The 19,349-nt window shown below is 65.4% G+C and carries 23 protein-coding genes; 7 read left to right on the top strand and 16 right to left on the bottom strand.

Annotated elements, in window-relative coordinates; translation table 11 throughout:
• Nucleotides 1-47: 47 nt before the first annotated feature.
• Nucleotides 48-653, bottom strand: coding sequence for a 3-isopropylmalate dehydratase small subunit (gene leuD / locus ABIC09_RS29715; RefSeq protein ID WP_027543922.1), 606 nt, complete (start codon nucleotides 651-653; stop codon nucleotides 48-50).
• Between the two features lie 79 nt (nucleotides 654-732).
• On the bottom strand, nucleotides 733-1,131 hold the full coding sequence (locus tag ABIC09_RS29710) for a metallopeptidase family protein (protein ID WP_148756079.1): 399 nt from the start codon (nucleotides 1,129-1,131) through the stop codon (nucleotides 733-735).
• A 157-nt stretch (nucleotides 1,132-1,288) separates the two neighbouring features.
• Between ABIC09_RS29710 and ABIC09_RS29705 the strand changes: the two genes are divergently transcribed.
• Complete coding sequence (locus ABIC09_RS29705) at nucleotides 1,289-1,582, top strand: hypothetical protein (protein ID WP_354111494.1); 294 nt, start codon at nucleotides 1,289-1,291, stop codon at nucleotides 1,580-1,582.
• A 21-nt stretch (nucleotides 1,583-1,603) separates the two neighbouring features.
• Nucleotides 1,604-1,864 carry a hypothetical protein gene (locus tag ABIC09_RS29700; protein WP_354031138.1) on the top strand — a complete coding sequence of 87 codons (261 nt, stop codon included), beginning with the start codon at nucleotides 1,604-1,606 and terminating at the stop codon, nucleotides 1,862-1,864.
• A 137-nt stretch (nucleotides 1,865-2,001) separates the two neighbouring features.
• On the opposite strand, the gene leuC is transcribed toward ABIC09_RS29700, so the two are convergent.
• From leuC to ffh, 6 genes are all read right to left on the bottom strand, one after another.
• Nucleotides 2,002-3,408 (bottom strand): 3-isopropylmalate dehydratase large subunit, encoded by a 1,407-nt coding sequence (gene leuC / locus ABIC09_RS29695; protein ID WP_354111468.1) that lies wholly within the window; start codon nucleotides 3,406-3,408, stop codon nucleotides 2,002-2,004.
• A gap of 327 nt (nucleotides 3,409-3,735) precedes the next feature.
• Nucleotides 3,736-4,116: a 50S ribosomal protein L19 gene (gene rplS, locus ABIC09_RS29690; protein ID WP_148756083.1), complete on the bottom strand. Its 381-nt coding sequence runs from the start codon at nucleotides 4,114-4,116 to the stop codon at nucleotides 3,736-3,738.
• Between the two features lie 109 nt (nucleotides 4,117-4,225).
• The gene (trmD, locus tag ABIC09_RS29685) at nucleotides 4,226-4,981 is read right to left on the bottom strand and encodes a tRNA (guanosine(37)-N1)-methyltransferase TrmD (RefSeq protein WP_354111493.1); all 756 of its coding nucleotides are present in this window, start codon (nucleotides 4,979-4,981) and stop codon (nucleotides 4,226-4,228) included.
• 109 nt (nucleotides 4,982-5,090) lie between these two features.
• A complete protein-coding gene (gene rimM, locus ABIC09_RS29680) occupies nucleotides 5,091-5,636 on the bottom strand; it encodes a ribosome maturation factor RimM (protein ID WP_148756084.1) in 546 nt (181 codons plus the stop codon).
• A 9-nt stretch (nucleotides 5,637-5,645) separates the two neighbouring features.
• Entirely contained in the window at nucleotides 5,646-5,978 is a 333-nt protein-coding gene (rpsP, locus tag ABIC09_RS29675; protein WP_100181398.1) for a 30S ribosomal protein S16, read from the bottom strand.
• Nucleotides 5,979-6,077: 99 nt separating this feature from the next.
• Nucleotides 6,078-7,625 carry a signal recognition particle protein gene (gene ffh / locus ABIC09_RS29670; RefSeq protein WP_148756085.1) on the bottom strand — a complete coding sequence of 516 codons (1,548 nt, stop codon included), beginning with the start codon at nucleotides 7,623-7,625 and terminating at the stop codon, nucleotides 6,078-6,080.
• Nucleotides 7,626-8,062: 437 nt separating this feature from the next.
• On the opposite strand from ffh, the gene ABIC09_RS29665 reads away from it, so the two are divergent.
• Nucleotides 8,063-9,124: an MBL fold metallo-hydrolase gene (locus ABIC09_RS29665; protein WP_187435436.1), complete on the top strand. Its 1,062-nt coding sequence runs from the start codon at nucleotides 8,063-8,065 to the stop codon at nucleotides 9,122-9,124.
• 166 nt (nucleotides 9,125-9,290) lie between these two features.
• Here the strand turns inward: ABIC09_RS29665 and ABIC09_RS29660 are convergent, their stop codons facing one another.
• Both ABIC09_RS29660 and ABIC09_RS29655 read right to left on the bottom strand, forming a co-directional pair.
• Nucleotides 9,291-10,007: an SIMPL domain-containing protein gene (locus ABIC09_RS29660; protein WP_187435437.1), complete on the bottom strand. Its 717-nt coding sequence runs from the start codon at nucleotides 10,005-10,007 to the stop codon at nucleotides 9,291-9,293.
• 5 nt (nucleotides 10,008-10,012) lie between these two features.
• Nucleotides 10,013-10,756, bottom strand: a complete 744-nt coding sequence (locus ABIC09_RS29655) for a GyrI-like domain-containing protein (protein WP_148756087.1) — start codon at nucleotides 10,754-10,756, stop codon at nucleotides 10,013-10,015.
• A gap of 213 nt (nucleotides 10,757-10,969) precedes the next feature.
• On the opposite strand from ABIC09_RS29655, the gene dapF reads away from it, so the two are divergent.
• Nucleotides 10,970-11,845 carry a diaminopimelate epimerase gene (gene dapF / locus ABIC09_RS29650; protein ID WP_354111467.1) on the top strand — a complete coding sequence of 292 codons (876 nt, stop codon included), beginning with the start codon at nucleotides 10,970-10,972 and terminating at the stop codon, nucleotides 11,843-11,845.
• Nucleotides 11,845-13,098: a tRNA (N(6)-L-threonylcarbamoyladenosine(37)-C(2))-methylthiotransferase MtaB gene (gene mtaB, locus ABIC09_RS29645; protein ID WP_354111466.1), complete on the top strand. Its 1,254-nt coding sequence runs from the start codon at nucleotides 11,845-11,847 to the stop codon at nucleotides 13,096-13,098. The genes dapF and mtaB overlap by 1 nt, the downstream gene beginning before the upstream one ends.
• 168 nt (nucleotides 13,099-13,266) lie before the next feature.
• Here mtaB and ABIC09_RS29640 read toward each other — a convergent pair whose 3' ends face one another.
• Both ABIC09_RS29640 and ABIC09_RS29635 read right to left on the bottom strand, forming a co-directional pair.
• Nucleotides 13,267-14,376, bottom strand: a complete 1,110-nt coding sequence (locus tag ABIC09_RS29640) for a DUF2336 domain-containing protein (RefSeq protein WP_354086597.1) — start codon at nucleotides 14,374-14,376, stop codon at nucleotides 13,267-13,269.
• A 104-nt stretch (nucleotides 14,377-14,480) separates the two neighbouring features.
• Nucleotides 14,481-15,182 carry an RluA family pseudouridine synthase gene (locus ABIC09_RS29635; RefSeq protein WP_187435308.1) on the bottom strand — a complete coding sequence of 234 codons (702 nt, stop codon included), beginning with the start codon at nucleotides 15,180-15,182 and terminating at the stop codon, nucleotides 14,481-14,483.
• A 47-nt stretch (nucleotides 15,183-15,229) separates the two neighbouring features.
• Between ABIC09_RS29635 and ftsY the strand changes: the two genes are divergently transcribed.
• Both ftsY and ABIC09_RS29625 read left to right on the top strand, forming a co-directional pair.
• Nucleotides 15,230-16,177, top strand: coding sequence for a signal recognition particle-docking protein FtsY (ftsY, locus tag ABIC09_RS29630; protein WP_354111465.1), 948 nt, complete (start codon nucleotides 15,230-15,232; stop codon nucleotides 16,175-16,177).
• A 127-nt stretch (nucleotides 16,178-16,304) separates the two neighbouring features.
• Nucleotides 16,305-16,907 (top strand): septation protein A, encoded by a 603-nt coding sequence (locus tag ABIC09_RS29625; protein ID WP_148755104.1) that lies wholly within the window; start codon nucleotides 16,305-16,307, stop codon nucleotides 16,905-16,907.
• A gap of 136 nt (nucleotides 16,908-17,043) precedes the next feature.
• Here the strand turns inward: ABIC09_RS29625 and ABIC09_RS29620 are convergent, their stop codons facing one another.
• From ABIC09_RS29620 to ccmB, 4 genes are all read right to left on the bottom strand, one after another.
• Nucleotides 17,044-17,637 (bottom strand): DsbE family thiol:disulfide interchange protein, encoded by a 594-nt coding sequence (locus tag ABIC09_RS29620; protein ID WP_354111464.1) that lies wholly within the window; start codon nucleotides 17,635-17,637, stop codon nucleotides 17,044-17,046.
• Nucleotides 17,634-17,819 (bottom strand): heme exporter protein CcmD, encoded by a 186-nt coding sequence (gene ccmD / locus ABIC09_RS29615; RefSeq protein WP_354111463.1) that lies wholly within the window; start codon nucleotides 17,817-17,819, stop codon nucleotides 17,634-17,636. The genes ABIC09_RS29620 and ccmD overlap by 4 nt, the downstream gene beginning before the upstream one ends.
• A complete protein-coding gene (locus ABIC09_RS29610) occupies nucleotides 17,816-18,547 on the bottom strand; it encodes a heme ABC transporter permease (RefSeq protein WP_354111462.1) in 732 nt (243 codons plus the stop codon). Before ABIC09_RS29610 ends, ccmD begins: the two co-directional genes overlap by 4 nt.
• A 76-nt stretch (nucleotides 18,548-18,623) precedes the next feature.
• Nucleotides 18,624-19,292, bottom strand: coding sequence for a heme exporter protein CcmB (ccmB, locus tag ABIC09_RS29605; RefSeq protein ID WP_148755108.1), 669 nt, complete (start codon nucleotides 19,290-19,292; stop codon nucleotides 18,624-18,626).
• Nucleotides 19,293-19,349 lie beyond the last annotated feature (57 nt).

Genomic DNA, 19,349 nt, shown 5'->3' with positions numbered 1-19,349 from the left:
AAAGCCCCGGCGCGGACAGCACCGGGGCTCAAAACTGAACGTCGATCTCAGGCCCAGGCGCGTTCGCGCTTGAGCTTGTCTTCATAGGTGTCGATCGAGGCCTTCTTCTCCATGGTGAGACCGATGTCGTCGAGGCCGTTGATCAGGCAGTGCTTGCGGAACGGGTCGATCTCGAACTTGACCTTGCCGCCATCGGGGCCGCGGATCTCCTGGTTCGGCAGGTCGATCGTCAGCGTCGCGTTGGCGCCGCGCTCGGCGTCGTCGAACAGCTTGTCGAGGTCTTCCTGGGCAACGCGGATCGGCAGAATGCCGTTCTTGAAGCAGTTGTTGTAGAAGATGTCGCCGAACGAGGTCGAGATCACGCAGCGGATTCCGAAATCGAGCAGCGCCCAGGGCGCGTGCTCGCGGCTCGAGCCGCAGCCGAAATTGTCGCCGGCCACCAGCACCTTCGTGTTGCGATAGGCGGGCTGGTTGAGGACGAAATCCGGGTTCTCGCTGCCGTCGTCCTTGTAGCGCTGCTCGGAGAAGAGCCCCTTGCCAAGCCCGGTGCGCTTGATGGTCTTGAGGTACTGCTTCGGAATAATCATGTCGGTGTCGACATTGATGATCTTCAGCGGCGCCGCGACGCCTTCCAGCGTAGTGAACTTGTCCATGGTTGCGCTTCCCGAGAGTGGTTAGGGACCGCGTATTTATCGCGATCGGGGGTCGAATCCTAGACCGATTTCGGCAGACCTAGTCTGCCCGAGCCTCGATCGCCGCCATATCGTCGTCCGAGAGGCCGAAATGGTGGCCGATTTCGTGAATCAGGACGTGACGGACGATATGGCCGAGGCTTTCGTCGTGCTCGGCCCAGTAGTCCAGGATCGGCCGGCGGTAGAGCCAGACCATGTTGGGCAGCCGCGCCACGTCGCCAAAACTCTGCTGGGGCAGGCCGACGCCCTGGAACAGGCCGAGCAGGTCGAACTCGCTGTCGCATTGCATCTCGTCCAGGACCTCCTCGGTGGGGAAGTCATCGACGCGGATGATCAGGCCTTCGCAAAGGCCGCGGAATCCCGCCGGCAGGCGCTCGAAAATGTCGTGCGCCGTCACCTCCATCTCGGCCAGCGAGGGTGCTTTCAGGTCCGTCCACATGGGGTTGTTCTTAGCGCGGGTTCCGCAGCGATGCATCCGGCTTTATAAGGGCAGCGAGGTTGACGGGCGCCGCCAAAACGGGGAGCTTGAGGCCTCGGTGAGGATGGTTCAGGTGGGCGGAAAAATGCGAGGAAAAACAGCGCTGACGCTACTGTGCATGGGGTTGTTTTCGCAAGTCTGCGTTGGTGCACATGCCCAGACCTTTGCGCAGCCTGCCGGCACCGTGGTTCGCATGGCCCAGGTGGTCGCGCCCGACGACGTCCCGCCGCCGCGCAAGCGCCCCCAGACCCGCCTGCGCGTCACCCCCTATTACACCCCGGACGGCGTCTATCCGCGCTACAACCCGGGCCCGGATGCGGTCCGCGAGTGCAACGCCACCTATGTGCAGGAATTCCGGCCGAGCGGCACGGTGATCGTGCCGCATATGAGTTGCTACTGGCGTCGCGGCTGAATTTGGCATCACCAGGTCGTCATGACGAGATGGATCGCACTGGCCGTTGTTGTTGCGCTCGCCGCCGGCCTGCCTCACGTTTTCGCGGCGCAGAGGGTGACGAAGCTGCCGGATGCCTCCGCCGGGCGCGCGGTGTTCGATGCGCGGCGGCATGTGCGATACGAGTTCGCGCCTACTTCTCGCCGTCCCGATCCGCACTATTATGCGCGGCCCGTTGGTTACCGTCCCTATCCCTACGGCGTGCCCGCGCCGTTCGTGTTCGGCTACGGGCCGTGGTGGTGACGCGAGCAGCGTCGTTCATCATGGCGGCGGCTTGCGCTACGGCGGCATCCACTACGGCGGCTACCACGATCAAAATGGAAAGGGCGCCGCGGCGGCGCCCTTTGTTTATTCGATGACCCACGATTGCAGGCAGTGGCTCAGCGCCACTCCCTGACGTCAACGAAGTGACCCGCGATCGCAGCCGCTGCGGCCATCGCGGGCGACACCAGATGGGTGCGGCCCTTGAAACCCTGGCGTCCCTCGAAGTTGCGGTTCGAGGTCGAGGCGCAGCGCTCTTCCGGGGCCAGCTTGTCCGGGTTCATGGCGAGGCACATCGAGCAGCCGGGCTCGCGCCATTCGAAGCCGGCCTTGATGAAGATCTTGTCCAGACCCTCAGCTTCGGCCTGCTCCTTCACGATGCCGGAGCCCGGCACGACCATGGCGTTGACATGGCCAGAGACGTGCTTGCCTTCCGCGATCTTGGCGGCGGCGCGCAAATCCTCGATGCGGCCGTTGGTGCAGGAACCGATGAAGATGCGATCGAGCTTGATGTCCGTGATCTTGGTCCCCGCCGTCAGGCCCATGTACTTCAAGGCGCGATGCTTGGAGAGACGCTTGGCCTCGTCCGCGATCTTGTCGGGATCGGGCACGATGCCGGTCACCGAGATCACGTCCTCAGGGCTCGTGCCCCAGGTCACGATCGGCGGCAGCTTGGCTGCATCGAGCCGCAGCTCGCTATCGAAATGCGCGCCCTCGTCGGAGCGCAAGCCCTCCCAGTAGCGCATCGCCGCATCCCAGTCCGCGCCCTTCGGCGCCTTCGGACGGCCGCGCAGGAAGTCGTAGGCTTTCTGGTCGGGCGCGACGAGACCGGCACGCGCGCCGCCTTCGATCGACATGTTGCAGACCGTCATGCGGCCTTCCATCGACAGTGCGCGGATCGCCTCGCCGGCGTATTCCAGCACATAGCCGGTGCCGCCCGCGGTGCCGATCTCGCCGATGATGGCGAGGATGATGTCCTTGCCCGTCACGCCTTCAGGCAATTTGCCGTCGACGCTGACGCGCATGTTCTTCGCCTTCTTTTGGATCAGCGTCTGCGTCGCCAGCACGTGCTCGACCTCGGAGGTGCCGATGCCGTGGGCGAGCGCACCGAACGCACCATGCGTCGAGGTGTGGCTGTCACCGCAAACGATCGTGGTGCCGGGCAGGGTAAAACCCTGCTCGGGGCCGATGACGTGGACGATGCCCTGGCGCTTGTCGAACTCGTTGTAATATTCGATGCCGAATTCCTTGGCGTTGTCGGCGAGCGCCTTGATCTGCTCGATGCTCTCCGGATCCGGGTTCGGCTTGGTGCGGTCGGTGGTCGGCACGTTGTGGTCAACGACAGCGAGCGTCTTCTCGGGGGCGTGCACCTTGCGGCCGGTGGCGCGCAGGCCTTCGAACGCCTGCGGCGAGGTGACCTCATGCACCAGATGGCGATCGATGTAGAGCAGGCAGGTGCCGTCATCGGCTTCGTGCACCAGATGGTCGTTCCAGATCTTGTCGTATAAAGTGGTCGGCTTGGACATGAGCTTAAGCTCCGAACAATGTATGTCAGTGGATATGCGCGGGTTCGCGCGGGGCAACAGGGCAGCCTTGAGCGCAGCCTTTAAGCTGCGGGACTAAGCTCTGACGTTGCCGAGGTCGCGAAGCGTCCGAAGAACCGGCCAGGCAGCCGCGAGCGATCGTCGATGACGATGCGCTGGGGGGTTACGAGGCAGGTCAGATCTGGAAACATTCCAGGAATATATAGCAGGGAGATCTGGAATCGCGAGGGCTTTGACGCGCACGGCTGACGCAACAAAAAAGCGCGGGGCCAAGCCCCGCGCTTTTCGAAACTCGTCTGGTAGCGGAGCTTACTCGTTGACGGCGGCCTTGTGCTCAGTCTTCTCGACGATGCGGGCCGACTTGCCGCGGAGATTGCGGAGGTAATAGAGCTTGGCGCGGCGCACCTTGCCGCGGCGCACCACCTTGATCGAGTCGATCATCGGCGACATCACCGGGAACACGCGCTCCACGCCCTCGCCGTAGGAGATCTTGCGGACGGTGAAGCTCTCGTTGAGGCCACCGCCGGAACGGCCGATGCAAACGCCTTCATAGGCCTGCACGCGGGTGCGGTCGCCTTCGACCACCTTCACGTTGACGATCACGGTGTCGCCGGGACCGAACTCCGGAATGTCCTTGGTGGCGGAGAGCTTGTCGAACTGCTCTTTTTCGAGCTGCTGAATCAGGTTCATGGGTAAATCTCCATCGGCGCGCCCAGCCTTGGAAACGGGGGCTGCGCGAAATTCGTCTATCCAGCCATTGCGGATGTGGCCGCTCCTATAAGGCAAGCCGGAGCGTTTGTCACCCGTCCGTCTTGTTTTTTGCCGTTTTTTGGCGTCCGGGCCGATTCGGGGCCTTGGGGGGGATTTGGGCCCATAAATCGGGACGCCGTGCCGCCGTCAGGGCCTCGGATTGCGTCCGCCGCCAGGCCGCGACCTTGGCGTGGTCTCCGGAGGTCAGGATCTCTGGGATCGGAACCCCCTCGAACAACTGCGGACGGGTGTACTGGGGGTACTCAAGGAGGCCGTCGGAAAAACTCTCTTCGGTTCCCGAGGCTTCCTTGCCCATCACCCCCGGCAGCAGCCGGACGCAGGCGTCGATCAGGGCCATCGCAGCGATTTCGCCCCCCGAGAGCACGTAATCGCCGATCGAGACCTCCTCCAGGGCGCGGGCGTCAATCACCCGCTGGTCGACCCCCTCGAACCGCCCGCAGACGATCAGGGGGCCGGGGCCCTGGGCGAGCTCGGCGACACGGGCCTGGGTCAATGGCCGACCGCGCGGGCTCATCAGCAGTTTCGGCCGGTCGGGACGGACCTCCACGGCGTCGATGGCCGCCGCCAGAACGTCCGCCCGCAGCACCATGCCCGGGCCGCCGCCGGCCGGAGTGTCGTCGACGCTGCGGTGACGGTCCGTGGCGGAAGCCCGGATGTCCCGCGCCTCGATCTCCCACACGCCGGAGGTCAGCGCCCGGCCGGCCAGGCTCACGCCGAGCGGCCCCGGAAACATCTCCGGAAACAGCGTCAGCACCGTCGCGCGCCAGGGTGAGGGGTTTGTCATCGTGCTTCTAAAAATTCCGTCGTCCCGGCGAAGGCCGGGACTCATCACCACCGCAGTCCGTTTTGCGATGATCGGGGCCATCAGCTTAGCGAAAAAACACGTCTCGTGGTTATGGGTCCCGGCCTTCGCCGGGACGACCCGGAGAGGGATCCTCGCCTTCGACTTCCTGCGGCAGCTCGATCACGACGCGGCCGCCGGCGATGTCGACCTCAGGCACAATCGCATTGGTGAACGGCAGCAGCATCGTCGCGCCCTTGAGGGGCGCGATCTCGATGATGTCGCCGGCACCGAAATTATGGATCGCGAGCACGCGGCCGAGCGCACCGCCATCTGTGGTGACGGCAGCGAGCCCGATCAGATCGGCATGGTAATATTCGTCCTCATCGGTCGCGGGCAGTTTTTCGCGCGCGACATAGAGTTCGATTCCGTTGAGGCGCTCGGCCTCATCGCGGGTCGCGACGCCCTTGAAGGTCGCGACCAGATGGTCCTTGGCTTCGCGGGCCTGCGCCAGCTCGAACTGGCGCTTGCCGTCCTTGGAGAGAAGCGGACCGTAGCGCTTAACGGCAAAGGGATCTTCGGTGAAGGTCCACAATTTGACCGCGCCGCGCACACCATGCGCGGCGCCGATCCGCGCGACGCAGATCAGCGCCGACATGGATGAGCCTTAGCCCTTCGCAGCGGCTTCGGCCTGCGCCTTGCGCTCCTTGCGCGGCACGGCCTTCTCGGGGTTGTTGCGCGCTTCGCGCTTCTTGACGCCGGCGGCGTCGAGGAAGCGGGACACGCGGTCCGACGGCTGCGCGCCCTTGGCGAGCCAGGCCTTCACCTTGTCCATGTCGAGCTTGAGCCGGGTCTCGTTGTCCTTCGGCAGCAGCGGGTTGAAGTGACCGAGCCGCTCGATGAAGCGGCCATCGCGGGGGAAGCGCGAGTCGGCGACGACGACGTGATAGACGGGACGCTTCTTGGTGCCTGCGCGGGCGAGGCGGATAACGACGGACATTTAGTTCTCCTTCGAAGTACGGTTTGCAAAGTACGTTTTGTTCGGTTGATTGGTATTCCGCGTTGCGTGAGACCGATGCGATCCCTCGCGACGAATTCCTCATTTCTTCTTGCCCGGAAAACCGCCGAGGCCCGGCAGCGTCGGCTTGCCGCTCAGCCCGGTCAGTCCAGGAACGTTCGGCAGACCGGTGCGAAGACCGGCCGGCAAATCCTTCGGCAGGCTGGGCAGACCCTGTCCGCCGCCGCCCTGCATTTTCTCCTGCAGCGCCTTCATCTCGTCCGGAGACGGCATCTTCATGCCGCCACCAAAACCCATGGCCTGAGCGATGCCGGCCAGCGGACCGCGCTTGCCCGAGCCCATGGCCTTCATCACGTCGGCCATGTTCCGGTGCATCTTCAGCAGCTTGTTGACCTGCTCGACGCTCTGGCCGGAGCCAGCGGCGATCCGCTTCTTGCGGCTGGCCTTGAGCAGGTCGGGATGACGGCGCTCGTCGCGCGTCATGGAATCGATCACCGCGACCTGGCGCTTCAGGATCTTGTCGTCGATGCCGGCGGCCGCGATCTGGTTCTTCATCTTGGCGATGCCGGGCATCATGCCCATCAGGCCGCTGATGCCGCCCATGCTGGCCATCTGCGAGAGCTGCTCGCGCATGTCGTTGAGGTCGAACTGACCCTTGCGCATACGCTCGGCGGTGCGCGCGGCCTTCTCCGCGTCGATGTTGGCGGCGGCGCGCTCGACCAGCGACACCACGTCGCCCATGCCGAGGATGCGGCCGGCGATACGATCGGGGTGGAAATCTTCCAGCGCATCGGTCTTTTCACCGGTGCCGATCAGCTTGATCGGCTTGCCGGTGACGGCGCGCATCGACAGCGCAGCGCCGCCGCGGCCGTCGCCGTCGACGCGCGTGAGCACGATGCCGGTGAGGCCGACGCGCTCGTCGAACGCGCGAGCGAGGTTGACGGCGTCCTGGCCCGTCAGGGAGTCCGCGACCAGCAGCACTTCATGCGGGTTCGCCGCCGCTTTGATGCTAGCTGCCTCCGCCATCATCTCTTCGTCGAGCGTGGTGCGGCCGGCGGTGTCGAGCAGCACGATGTCGTAGCCGCCGAGCTTGCCCGCTTCGAGCGCGCGTTTCGCAATCTGAGCCGGCTGCTGGCCGGCAACGATCGGCAGGGTCGGAATGTCGAGATCGCGACCGAGCACGGCCAGCTGCTCCATCGCCGCCGGGCGATAGATGTCGAGCGAAGCCATCAGCACCTTGCGCTTGTCGCGTTGGACCAGGCGGCGGGCGAGCTTTGCGGTGGTGGTCGTCTTGCCCGAGCCTTGCAGACCGACCATCATGATCGGCACCGGCGGCACGGAATTGACGTCGATTGTCTGGCTTTCGGCGCCGAGCATGTTGATCAGCTCGTCATGGACGATCTTGACAACCATCTGGCCGGGCGTGACCGACTTGACGACGGTGGCGCCGATCGCCTGCTCGCGGACGCGTTCGGTGAAGCTGCGCACGACCTCGAGCGCGACGTCGGCCTCGAGCAGCGCGCGGCGCACCTCGCGCATGGCGGCGTCGACGTCCTTTTCGGTCAGCGCACCGCGCCCCGTCAGACGATCGAGAATGCCGCCAAGCCGTTCCGACAGATTGTCGAACAATGCCGTTGTCCTGTTTAACCTCTCCCCGCCTGCAGGGAGAGGTCGCCGCGCCCTTGCGCGGCGGGTGAGGGGGTACGGGACTCTCCACGCGCGCCACACGCGGAGGGAGCCCCTCACCCCGACCCTCTCCCCGCAAGAGCGGGGCGAGGGAGAAGAAAGTCCAAACACCTTTGCGCCCGAGGGCGCATCGCGCTGTCGGGCGTTGGCCTCTGGTCTCTAGGACCAGTGGGCGGGTCGAAAAGAAAGCCTTTCCGAGAAAGTGGCGGGGTTAAACTCCGCTCACGCCCAAAAGTCAAGGAAAGTTAGGGTGGCGGGATGGCTTTGCCAGGGCAAGGTCTTGAAAACAGGGCGTTTCCGGCGATGGGTTCCTTTTTCGGCGGTCCCGCCCATATAGGCGGTGATGTCCGACCGTCCCAACCATCCCTGAAGCCCGCCCCGTGCCGATCACCCGCCGCCGCATCTTCGGACTGCTTGCCGGGGCCAGTGCGCTGGTCGGTGTTCCCCTTTGGATCTCCCGCATGAAAACCTATGACGGCCCGGTCTCCGATCATTTCGACGGCTTGCACTTCTTCGATCCGGACGGCGCGCCGCCGAGATCGCTCGGTGAGGTGTTCCGCTGGCAGTTCGGCGGCGGCCAAAAGCGCGCGAAATGGCCGGACTGGGCGCCGAGCCCCCATGCCGACACCCCGCCGGAGCGCGTCGATGGCGACAGGGCGCGGTTCTCCTTCGTCGGCCACGCCAGCTGGCTGATCCAGACCGGCGGCCTCAACATCCTCGTCGATCCCGTCTGGTCGATGCGGGTGTCGCCGGTGGGGTGGGCCGGACCAAAACGCCACAACGATCCCGGCATTGCCTTCGAGAAGCTGCCGAAGATCGACGTCGTGCTGGTCTCGCACGGGCACTACGATCATCTCGACATCGCGACGCTGTCGCGGCTCGCGAAAAATTTTGCGCCGCGCGTGGTCACCCCGCTCGGCAACGACGTCACAATGCGCAGCAGCGATTCCTCGATCAAGGCGGAAGCGTTCGACTGGCACGAGCGCGTCGAGCTCGGTAGCGGTGTCGCCGTGACTCTGGTGCCGACCCGGCACTGGTCGGCGCGCGGCATGTTCGACCGCAACAAGGCGCTGTGGGCGAGCTTTGTGCTGGAGACGCCTGCGGGGAAAATCTACGTCGTCTGCGATTCCGGCTATGGCGACGGCGGACATTTTCGCCGGGTTGCCGAGAAGCACGGGCCGCTGCGTCTGGCGATTCTTCCCATCGGCGCCTACGAGCCGCGCTGGTTCATGCGCGATCAGCACATGAACCCGGAAGATGCGGTGAAAGCGCTCGATGATTGCGGCGCGCAACAGGCGCTCGGGCATCATCACGGCACGTTCCAGCTCACCGATGAAGCGATCGACGCGCCGGAGAAGGCGCTGGTGGAAGCGCTCGATGCGGCCAAGATTCCGCAGGAGCGGTTCGTGGCGATGAAGCCCGGGCAGGTGGTGGAGATTTAGGTCTCGCCACGCACACAGTTCGTGCCCCGGCTCTGCAGCGCAGCGTCTCTTCGACGATGCGCTGCAGAGCCGGGGCACATGTCGACGTATTGTATCGTGTCGCTTTTTCCGGGTCCCGGCTCTGCGCAGCAGCGTTTCACGCTGCAGCGCGTCCGGGACACGAGAGTTATTGCTCTTTCGGCTTGATCCCCCAGCTCACATTCACCGTCACCGACAGCGTTTCCTCACCCGGCGCAACGGCAGCAGGCGCGGCCATCGGGGCTGCGGCCATGCGGCCCTTGAACAGCGGCATGGGAGCACCACCTTCGGAGACGCTGAGCGGCGCGCCCAGCGTGACGCCGGTGGCCTTGGCATAGATCTCGGCCTTGCGGCGGGCGTCGGCGACCGCCCGCTCGCGGGCGTCGTCGAGCAGCTTCGAGGCTTGCGTCACTTCAAACGAGATGTTGCCGATATCGTTTGCGCCGGCGCTGACCAGCGTGTCTATGATGCCGGCGACCTTGGTCACGTCGCGGATTTTTACGGTGACGCGGTTGGAGGCGCGGAAGCTGACCACCGGCGAGGCGCCGTTCGAGCGGTTCGGCGCATATTGTGGCTGCAGCGACAGCCGCGAGGTCTGGTAATCCTTTTCGTCGATGCCGGCGCCCTTCAGCGCCAGCAGCACCTTGCCCATCGCGGCGTTGTTGGCGTCGGACGCTTCCTTCGCCGACTTGGCATCATTGGCGACGCCGGCATCGATGTGCGCGAGATCGGGTGCCGCCGAGACGGTCGCCTCGCCGCTCACGGAGATGGCGGACGGAAAATCGTCGGCGAGCGCGGGCGCGGCCTGCAGCGTGGCGGCGAAAATAGCGGCGAGGGACGTAAAAAGGGCGGCGGGCTTTTTCATCGGACTCACTTCAGCGGAACGAACACATTGATCACGAGCTTGTCCTCGGCCGTCTTCAAGGGATCGGTGAGGTACTCCTCGATGAACGTGTCCTTGGCCTCCAGCTTCTTGTCGTCGAGGTGATTGGTGATCGCCTCATAGGTGTTGTCCATGTTGTCGTAGGAGCCGCGATGGACGAATTTCAGCGCCTTGCCCTCCGGCGATTTGCCGATGCTCATGTCCTTGGTCAGGTTCTTCGGGTCCTGCTCGACCGGAATCTCGGCGAGGAAGGTGAAGCCGGTGTCGTCGGTCGAGGTGTAGACGATCATCGAATTGCCGGCGTGCTTGATGCCCTGCTTGTCCAAGAGCGCGTTCAGCGCCTTGAAGGCGTCGACCAGCGTGTCGAAGGCCGAGTCCCAATTGGCGGTGCCCTTGACCATCACGACCTTCTTGGCCTCGAGCGTGGTCTCCAGTCCGAAGGGATCGGCGGTCTGCACCGGGGCGGGCGTAACGGACGCGGCGGGCGGGGGTGCCGCCGGGCCCGGCGACGGTGAGGCGCTGGCCGCTGGCGATGGTGCCGGCGAGGGAGTTGCCGCGGGCGCAGGCGAGGCACTTGCAGCCGGGGCGGGCGCGGCTGACGGGGCCGGCGAGGGACTAGCCGACGCGGCGGGCGCCGGGCTCGGGGTCTGCGCCGGAGCGCCGGACGGGCTAAGCGACAGCGCGACTGCCGGGATCAATGCGGCCAGAGCGAGACGACGAAAAGTGTTCATTTTATTCTCCCCAGACCTTGCCCACCAAGGCCTTAACCCGGCCGCGCATCCCGGTTCGCGCGAACTGCGCCGTTCTAACACGCGAGCGCCGAATTCGTCCCATGACAGATGCGTCATGGCAGGCGTCATGGTGGGCGTCCTGGTCTCGACGGCAAAACACTGGCCAAGCCGGCAAGGATCGCCATATAAGGCAGGCGAAATTCGGGAATTTTCATGAGCGCGCTGGCCAATCACGCTTTTGCCAAGATGAACGGCATCGGCAACGAGATCGTCGTTGTCGACATGCGCGATTCCGCCGGGAAGGTCACGTCGGACGATGCCCGCGCGGTGGCCTCCGCGCACGGCGGCGTGCCCTATGACCAGCTCATGGTGCTTCAGAAGCCGCGGCTCGACGGCACCGAAGCCTTCATCAGCATCTACAACAATGACGGCTCGGAAGCCGGCGCCTGCGGCAACGGCATGCGCTGCGTGGTGCGGCAGATTTTTGGGAAGAGCGGGCAGACCACGGCGACCTTCGAGACCGCGGCCGGCCTGCTCAATGCCTGGCAGGGCCCGGCAGCCGATCTCTACACCGTCGACATGGGCGCGCCAAAATTCGGGTGGCAGGATATTCCGCTGGCGGAAGAGTTTCGCGACACCCGCTACATCGAATTGCAGATCGGGCCGATCGACAAGCCGATCCTGCATTCGCCGTCCGTGGTCAGCATGGGCAATCCGCACGCGATCTTCTGGGTCGACGACGTCAACGCCTATGATCTCGAGCGCTTTGGTCCGCTGCTGGAGAATCATCCGATTTTCCCCGAGCGTGCCAACATCACGCTCGCCCACATTGTCGATCGCGAGCACATCACGATGCGCACCTGGGAGCGCGGTGCGGGTCTCACCAGGGCTTGCGGCTCGGCGGCCTGTGCGACTGCGGTTGCGGCTGCGCGCCTGAAGCGCACCGACCGCAAGGTCGAGATGACGCTGCCCGGCGGCAAGCTCGGCATCGAATGGCGCGAGCGCGACGACCACGTGCTGATGACGGGCACCGCGACCTTCGAATACGAAGGCAATTTCGATCCGGCGCTGTTCGCGCCGGCCGGGTAATGGCTGTCGAGGTCGTCACTTTCGGCTGCCGCCTCAATGCCTTCGAGGCAGAGGTGATCCGCCGCGAGGCGGAGGGCGCGGGGCTCGTAGACACCATCGTCATCAACAGCTGCGCCGTCACCAACGAGGCGGTGGCGCAGGCGCGCCAGTCGATCCGCAAGTTAAAGCGCGAACGGCCCGGTGCACGCATCGTCGTCACCGGCTGCGCGGCGCAGACACAAAGCAGCATGTTCGCGGACATGGCCGAGGTCGATCGCGTCGTCGGCAATGACGACAAGATGCGCAGCGATGCCTGGCGCGAGGCGCGCGACGCCTTCGATCTCGGCACAAGCGAGAAGATCGCCGTCAGCGACATCATGGCGGTGAAGGAGATGGCGCCGCATCTGGTCGACGGCTATGCGGGCGGCCTGCCGCGCGTGTTCGTGCAGGTGCAGAACGGCTGCGACCATCGCTGCACCTTCTGCATCATTCCCTACGGCCGCGGCAATTCGCGCTCGGTGCCGATGGGCGCGGTGGTCGATCAGGTGCGGGCGCTGGTCGAGCGCGGCCATGCCGAGATCGTGCTGACCGGCGTCGATCTCACCAGCTACGGTGCCGATCTGCCGGGCGCACCCAAGCTCGGCCTGCTGACCAGGCAGATCCTGCGGCACGTGCCGGAGCTGAAGCGGTTGCGCATCTCCTCGATCGATTCGATCGAGGCGGATCGCGATCTGTTGGATGCCATCGCCGATGATGCGCGGTTGATGCCGCATCTGCACCTGTCGCTGCAATCCGGCGACGACATGATCCTGAAGCGCATGAAGCGACGGCATTCGCGGCAGGATGCGATCCTCTTCTGCGATCAGGTGAGTCGGCTGCGGCCGGACATCGTCTTCGGCGCCGACATCATCGCGGGCTTTCCGACCGAGACCGAGGAGATGTTTTCCCGCTCGCTTGATCTGGTCGAGGAGTGCGGCCTGACGTTCCTGCACGTCTTCCCGTATTCACCGCGCCCCGGCACGCCGGCCGCGCGGATGCCGCAGGTCGCCGGCGGAGCGATCAAGGCGCGTGCGAAGCGGCTGCGCGCAGTGGGCGAGGCAGCGTTGCGGCAGCGGCTGCAAGCCGAGATCGGCGCGACGCGTGAGGTGCTGATCGAGAGCGATGGCCAGGGGCGCACCGAGCACTATCTGCCGGTGGCGATTGCGGGCAAGCGCGTGGGGAGCGTCGTGCCGCTCACGATTGCCGGCAGCGATGGCGAGCGGCTGACGACATAATCCGCTGTCTCTTCCCTTCTCCCCTTGTGGGAGAAGGTGGCGCGAAGCGCCGGATGAGGGGTTGCTTCAGCGAGCTCTGTTGCGAGAGACTCACACGCGGAGAGAGACCGCTCACCCGTCTCGCCGCTGCGCGGCGAGCCAACCTCTCCCACAAGGGGAGAGGGAAAATTACGACGCCCGGACCTGCCAGAAGCGCAGCGTGCGTCGTGCATTCTCCGGCGACATCCGTGCAAAATTGCTCTGCGCCCTCGCAACATCCGCTGGCTTCATTGCACCTGTCGCAAAGCGGCTTTCGAGCACGGCGGCGGTGGTTTCCCAGCTCAGCTGCGCCGCCTTGCACGGCACCAGCAGGCCGTCTTCGCGCAGGCTCTGCATCAGCGGGCGAATCACCTCGACCGTCGACCCTGACAATACTGCCAACGCGGCCACGGCCTCTTCGTAGCGCCGCTGCCTGGCGAAGCCGAGCAGCGTCGCCTCATTGAGCTGACCGGATGCCTTGAGATTCGCGATCGCGCGCTTGGCGCCCTCGAAATCGCGGACCCCCGACATCTCGCGCGCGACGCCGACGGTGACGGCGGCGATCGCGCTCTGGATTTCATCGAACAGATCGGGCGGCGCGCGCGACAGCAATCGCGTGCGAACCGTGTCCGTCGCCGAGCGCAGCAATTGGCGGCGCAGCTCCGACGGCAGGTCGACGCGGACGCCGACGCTGACGGCGAGCTCCGGATCGGACTCGGCCTGGCCGACAATAACGGTGAATCCGTTGCCCGAAACGCGCGCGCCGGGATTGGCGGCGAGACGGCGGCTGACGCTCGGATAGCGGCGCGCCAGCAGCGCGTCGGTGACGATCTCCTTCAGCCACCAGCGGCCGGCGACCGCGAGCAGATGCGGCTCGCCCTTGGATGATGCGATCTTCACCAGCTCGCCGTCGTCGAGGCGCGCGGATTCCTGCAGCACGGGGCCGGCGATGCGGATCTCGTCATTGTTGGCGAGGCGGCGGATGACGGAGGGCGGGGCCTGCGCGATCGGCGCAAGCTGGGCGCTGATTTCGGCGAGCGCAACGCGCGCGCCCATGTCGGCGATGGCGCGCAGCTCGATGGTGCCGATCAGGCGCTCGAGCACGTCGTCGAACAGCGCGATCTGCTCGTCGTCAAAACTTCCGGCGGAGGACAGGAACAGGTCGGTGACGCGCCGGGCCGTTTCGAGGCCCTTTTCCGCCGAACCGAGAAGAATGGCGGCTTCAACCTCGTCGATGATCGATAGTTCGGCATTGGACATGACGTGCTGCTCGTCCTGAGCGGATGACGGAAGCTTGTTCTAAGCAACCGCTATCACTAGAGACGAGCACTGAACGTTTCGTAAACCATGGCTCGGGGAAGGGGTTATTCCCCGTTCCAGCCGCAGGCGCGGAGCTTCTCATGCATGTGGGGCGGGGCCGGTGCGACGACGCGGACCGGCTCCTTGTTCCGGGAGATCGGCACCACGATCTCGCGGGAATGCAGGTGCAGCTTCGGCTCGCCGAAGCGCGGGCCGCGGCCGTATATGTTATCGCCGAAGATCGGCCAGCCGGTCGAAGCCGAATGCACCCGCAATTGATGGGTCCGTCCCGTCACCGGTTCCATGGCGAGCCAGGTGAAGCCCTCGCCGCGGCCCATCACCTTCCAGTTCGTGACGGCCTTCTGCCCCTCCGGGTCAGGCTTCTGCCACCAGCCGCGCTCCGCATTGAGCCGGCCGAGCGGCATGTCGATGGTGCCTTCGTCCTCGGCAGGGCCGCCCTCGACCACGGTCCAGTAGGTCTTGCCGATCTTGCCATGCTTGAACAGGAGGCCGAGCGAAGCGGTCGCCTTGCGATGGCGGCCGAGCACGAGGCAGCCGGAAGTGTCCTTGTCCAGCCGATGGGCCAGCACCGGCGGCCGCGGCAGGCCGAAACAGAGCGCGTTGAAGGAGGCTTCCAGATTGGCGCCGCCCTTGGGGCCGCGATGCACCGGCAGACCGGACGGCTTGTCGATGACCAGCATCAGCCCGTCGCGATGGAGCACGCGCGCCAAAATCTCGTCAGCGGTCAATTCGGGAACATCGAGCAATTGCAAGACTTTCGTTTAACAGCGGGAACGGCTAACACACCGCCACCATGAACGATACCACCCCCGAGACCTCCAAGCTGAGCTGGTGGCGCCGCCTGTCCAACGGGCTGAAGCGCACCTCGTCCTCGCTCGGAACCGCGGTCGCCGATCTCGTCACCAAGCGCAAGCTCGACCGCGCCATGCTCGACGACATCGAGGATGTGCTGCTGCGCGCCGACCTCGGCACCTCGGTCGCGGTGCGGATCGCGGATGCGGTCGGCACCGGGCGCTACGACAAGGCGATCTCGGCCGACGAGGTCAAGGACGTGGTCGCAACCGAGGTCGAGAAGGTGCTGGCGCCGGTGGCCAAGCCGCTCGAGATCGATGCGGGCAGGAAGCCGTTCGTGATCCTCGTGGTCGGCGTCAACGGCTCCGGCAAGACCACCACCATCGGCAAGCTCTCGCAAAAATTCGCGTCCGAAGGCCGCAAGGTGATGCTGGCCGCCGGCGACACGTTTCGCGCAGCAGCGATCGAGCAGCTCAAGGTCTGGGGCGAGCGCACCAGGACGCCGGTCATCGCGGGTGCGCAGGGCTCGGATTCGGCAAGTCTCGCCTTCAATGCGCTGACGGCGGCGAAGGAGCAGGCCATCGATGTGCTCCTGGTCGACACCGCCGGCCGCTTGCAGAACAAGGCCGAGCTGATGAACGAGCTCGAGAAGGTCGTGCGCGTCATCCGCAAGGTCGACGCTTCGGCGCCGCATGCGGTGCTGCTCGTGCTCGATGCCACCGTCGGCCAGAACGCGCTGTCGCAGGTCGAGGCCTTTCATCGCACCGCAGGGGTGACGGGCCTCGTGATGACCAAGCTCGACGGCACCGCGCGCGGCGGCATTCTGGTGGCGCTCGCGGAGAAATTCAAGCTGCCGGTGCATTTCATCGGCGTCGGCGAAGGCGTTGACGATCTCGCGCCGTTCACCGCGCGCGATTTCGCCCGTGCGATCGCCGGAATCGAATCGTAGGTTTCCTTCGTCATCCCCCGCGAAAGCGGGGGATCCAGTATTCCGAGCCGCCTGTGGTCTACAACCAGCGGCGCGGCGTACTGGATGCCCCGCCTTCGCGGGGCATGACAACAACAAAGGTCAGGTAATGGATAAGACCCAGCCGCATCCGCTGTTCAAGCTTGCGACCGAGCTCGGTCCGCTGCTCGTGTTCTTCTTCGTGAATGCGAAGTTCAATTTGTTCGCCGCGACCGGCGCCTTCATGGTCGCGATCGTGGTGGCGATGATCGCCTCCTATGTGGTGACGCGCCATATCCCGATCATGGCAATCGTGACCGGCGTGATCGTGCTGGTGTTCGGCACGCTGACCCTGGTCCTGCACGACGAGACCTTCATCAAGGTCAAGCCGACCATCATCTACGGCCTGTTCGCCGCGATCCTCGGCGGCGGCCTGCTGTTCGGCCGCTCCTTCATCGCCGTGATGTTCGACCAGATGTTCAACCTGACCCCGCAGGGCTGGCGCATCCTGACGCTGCGCTGGGCGCTGTTCTTCGCCGGCATGGCGGTGCTGAACGAGATCGTCTGGCGCACCCAGAGCACGGATTTCTGGGTGAACTTCAAGGTGTTTGGCGTCACGCCCATCACCATGATCTTCGCCATCGCCCAGATGCCGCTGACCAAGCGCTACGGCGTCGAGCCGGTGTCGCTGGAGACCAGCGAGGCCGAGGCGGGAGATGTGCGGAAGGGGTAATGCTCGTGCCCCGGACGCGCGAAGCGCGAGCCGGGACCCAGGCTCTCTCTAGAAGCGCGGTCGCGGCGGCATGGGCCCCGGCTCTGCAGCGCATCGCTGAACAAGCGCAGCGCTGTGTCCGGGGCACGAGATCGTACTAAGATCCCGCCTTCAACGCCTTCTCCATCTCCGGCAGCAGCACCGTCCGCAAATTCTCCTGCGTGATCGGGCCGACCAGCTTGTAGACGATGGTGCCTTCGCGGCCGACGACAAAGGTCTCAGGCACGCCATAGACGCCCCATTCGATCGAGGCGCGACCATTGGCGTCAGTGCCGACACGGCCGAACGGGTTGCCGTAACGGCCGAGGAAGCGCCGCGCGTTGTCGGGTGCATCCTTGTAGTTGATGCCGACGAGCTGGAAGCGCTTGTCCTTGGCAAGCTCCGTCAGTAGCGGCGCCTCGTCGTGACAGGGCACGCACCAGGAGGCCCAGACGTTGACGAGGCTGACCTTACCCTTGAACGCAGCGGGGTCGAGCCCGGGCACCTGCACGCTGTCGGCTTGCAATCCCTCAAGTGGCGGCAGCGTGGTCTGCGGCGCGGGCCGGCCGATCAGCGCGGAGGGAATTCGCGAAGGATCGCCGCTGCCGAGCCGGAACCAGAACAGCACGGCAAGGGCGACGAAGGCGAGCAGCGGCAGCACCATCAGGAAGGTGCGTCGCGGCGGCGTCGCGGGGGTCGATTGCTCGCTCATGGTGTATCCACCGCACTGCGGGCCGAGCGGCGCGTGACGCCGCTGCGATCGAGCTCGCGCAGACGTCGGGCCTGGTTGCGATAATCGAGCACGACCCAGCCGATCAGGATCGCGACGACGATGGCGGCGGCAGCATAGGAGGTCACAATGAATGACGCATAGGGACCAAGCGACATCGTCATGCGGCTTTCTGGCTCGCCTGCATCATCTGCAGCGAGCGGACGCGGCGGCGCAAGATCTCGTTGCGCATCGCCGCCAGATGCAGTGTGACGAACAGCAGCGTGAATGCGACCGCCATCACCAGGAGCGGGATCAGGAACGACTTGTCGAGCGTCGAGCCGCCCATGCGCATCACCGAGGCCGGTTGATGCAGCGTGTTCCACCAGTCGACCGAGAATTTGATGATCGGCAGATTGATCGCACCGACCAGCGTCAGCACGGCCGCTGCGCGTGCCGCGCGCGAGGGATCCTCAACCGCGCGCCACAGCGCCATCAGGCCGAGATACATCAGGAACAGGATCAGCACCGAGGTCAGCCGCGCATCCCATTCCCAATAGGTGCCCCACATCGGCCGGCCCCATAGCGAGCCCGTGAGCAACGCGAGGAAGGTGAAGCTGGCGCCGATCGGTGCCGCGGCCTTGGCGGCGACGTCGGCGAGCGGATGCCGCCACACCAGCGTGCCGAGCGAGGCGACGCTCATCACGCCCCAGACGAACATCGACAGCCACGCATTGGGCACGTGGATGAACATGATCTTCACGGTCGCGCCCTGCTGATAGTCGTCGGGCGCGAGAGCGGATTGATAAAGGCCGATCGCGAGCAGGATGACGGTCGCGGCCGCAAGCCACGGCACCACCCGCGCACTCAGCGCGAGGAACCGTGTGGGGTTGGCGAGATCGATCAGCGTCATCCTATCCTGATAATCGCAGGTCCGGGCTCACGCAATCAGCATCAAAGTGCGCAGCGAAAGTTGATCGGGGTCAAGGTCAGTCCAGTCCATGCTTCAGGCTCGCCGCCGCCGCGAATGGGCCTACGATGAGGCTGACCAGCGACAGCGCGCAGAGGATCGAGAACGGCGCGCCGAATGACAATGGCCCGGTGATCGCGGCCTGCGAGGCCGCAACGCCGAAGATCAGCACGGGAATCGATAGCGGCAGCACCAGGACGGCCATCAAGAGGCCACCACGATGCAGCGTCACCGCCAGTGCCGCACCGATCATGCCGGTAAATGTCAGCGCCGGGGTGCCGGCGAGCAGCGTCAGCGCCACGGCACCGGTCGCGGCCATGTCGAGGTTGAGCAACAGGCCCAGCACGGGGGTTGCGACAATCAGCGGCAGGCCCGCGGCCAGCCAATGCGCCAGCGCCTTGGCCGCGCAGGCCAGTTCCAGCGGCGTCCGGCTCATCGTGATCAAATCGAGCGAGCCGTCCTCATGGTCAGCCATGAACAGCCGGTCCAGCGTCAGCAGGCTGGCCAGCAGGGCGCCGAGCCAGAGGATGGCGGGCCCCAGCCGCGACAACAGCGCCAGGTCCGGCCCCACCGCAAATGGCATCAGCACCACCACGGTGAGGAAGAACAGCACGCCAATCAGCGCCCCGCCGCCAACGCGGAGCGCGATCCGGATGTCGCGGCGGATCAGGGCGGCGAGGGCGGTCATGAGGGGTCTCCGGCGGAGAGGCGGCCATGAGAGCCCGGCTCACGCCCCAAGCAAACT

The organism is Bradyrhizobium sp. S3.12.5 (assembly GCF_040548225.1).
GTDB lineage: Bacteria > Pseudomonadota > Alphaproteobacteria > Rhizobiales > Xanthobacteraceae > Bradyrhizobium > Bradyrhizobium cytisi.
The sequence above is the reverse complement of the archived record's forward strand: the minus strand, read 5'-3'. Positions and strand labels throughout refer to the sequence as shown.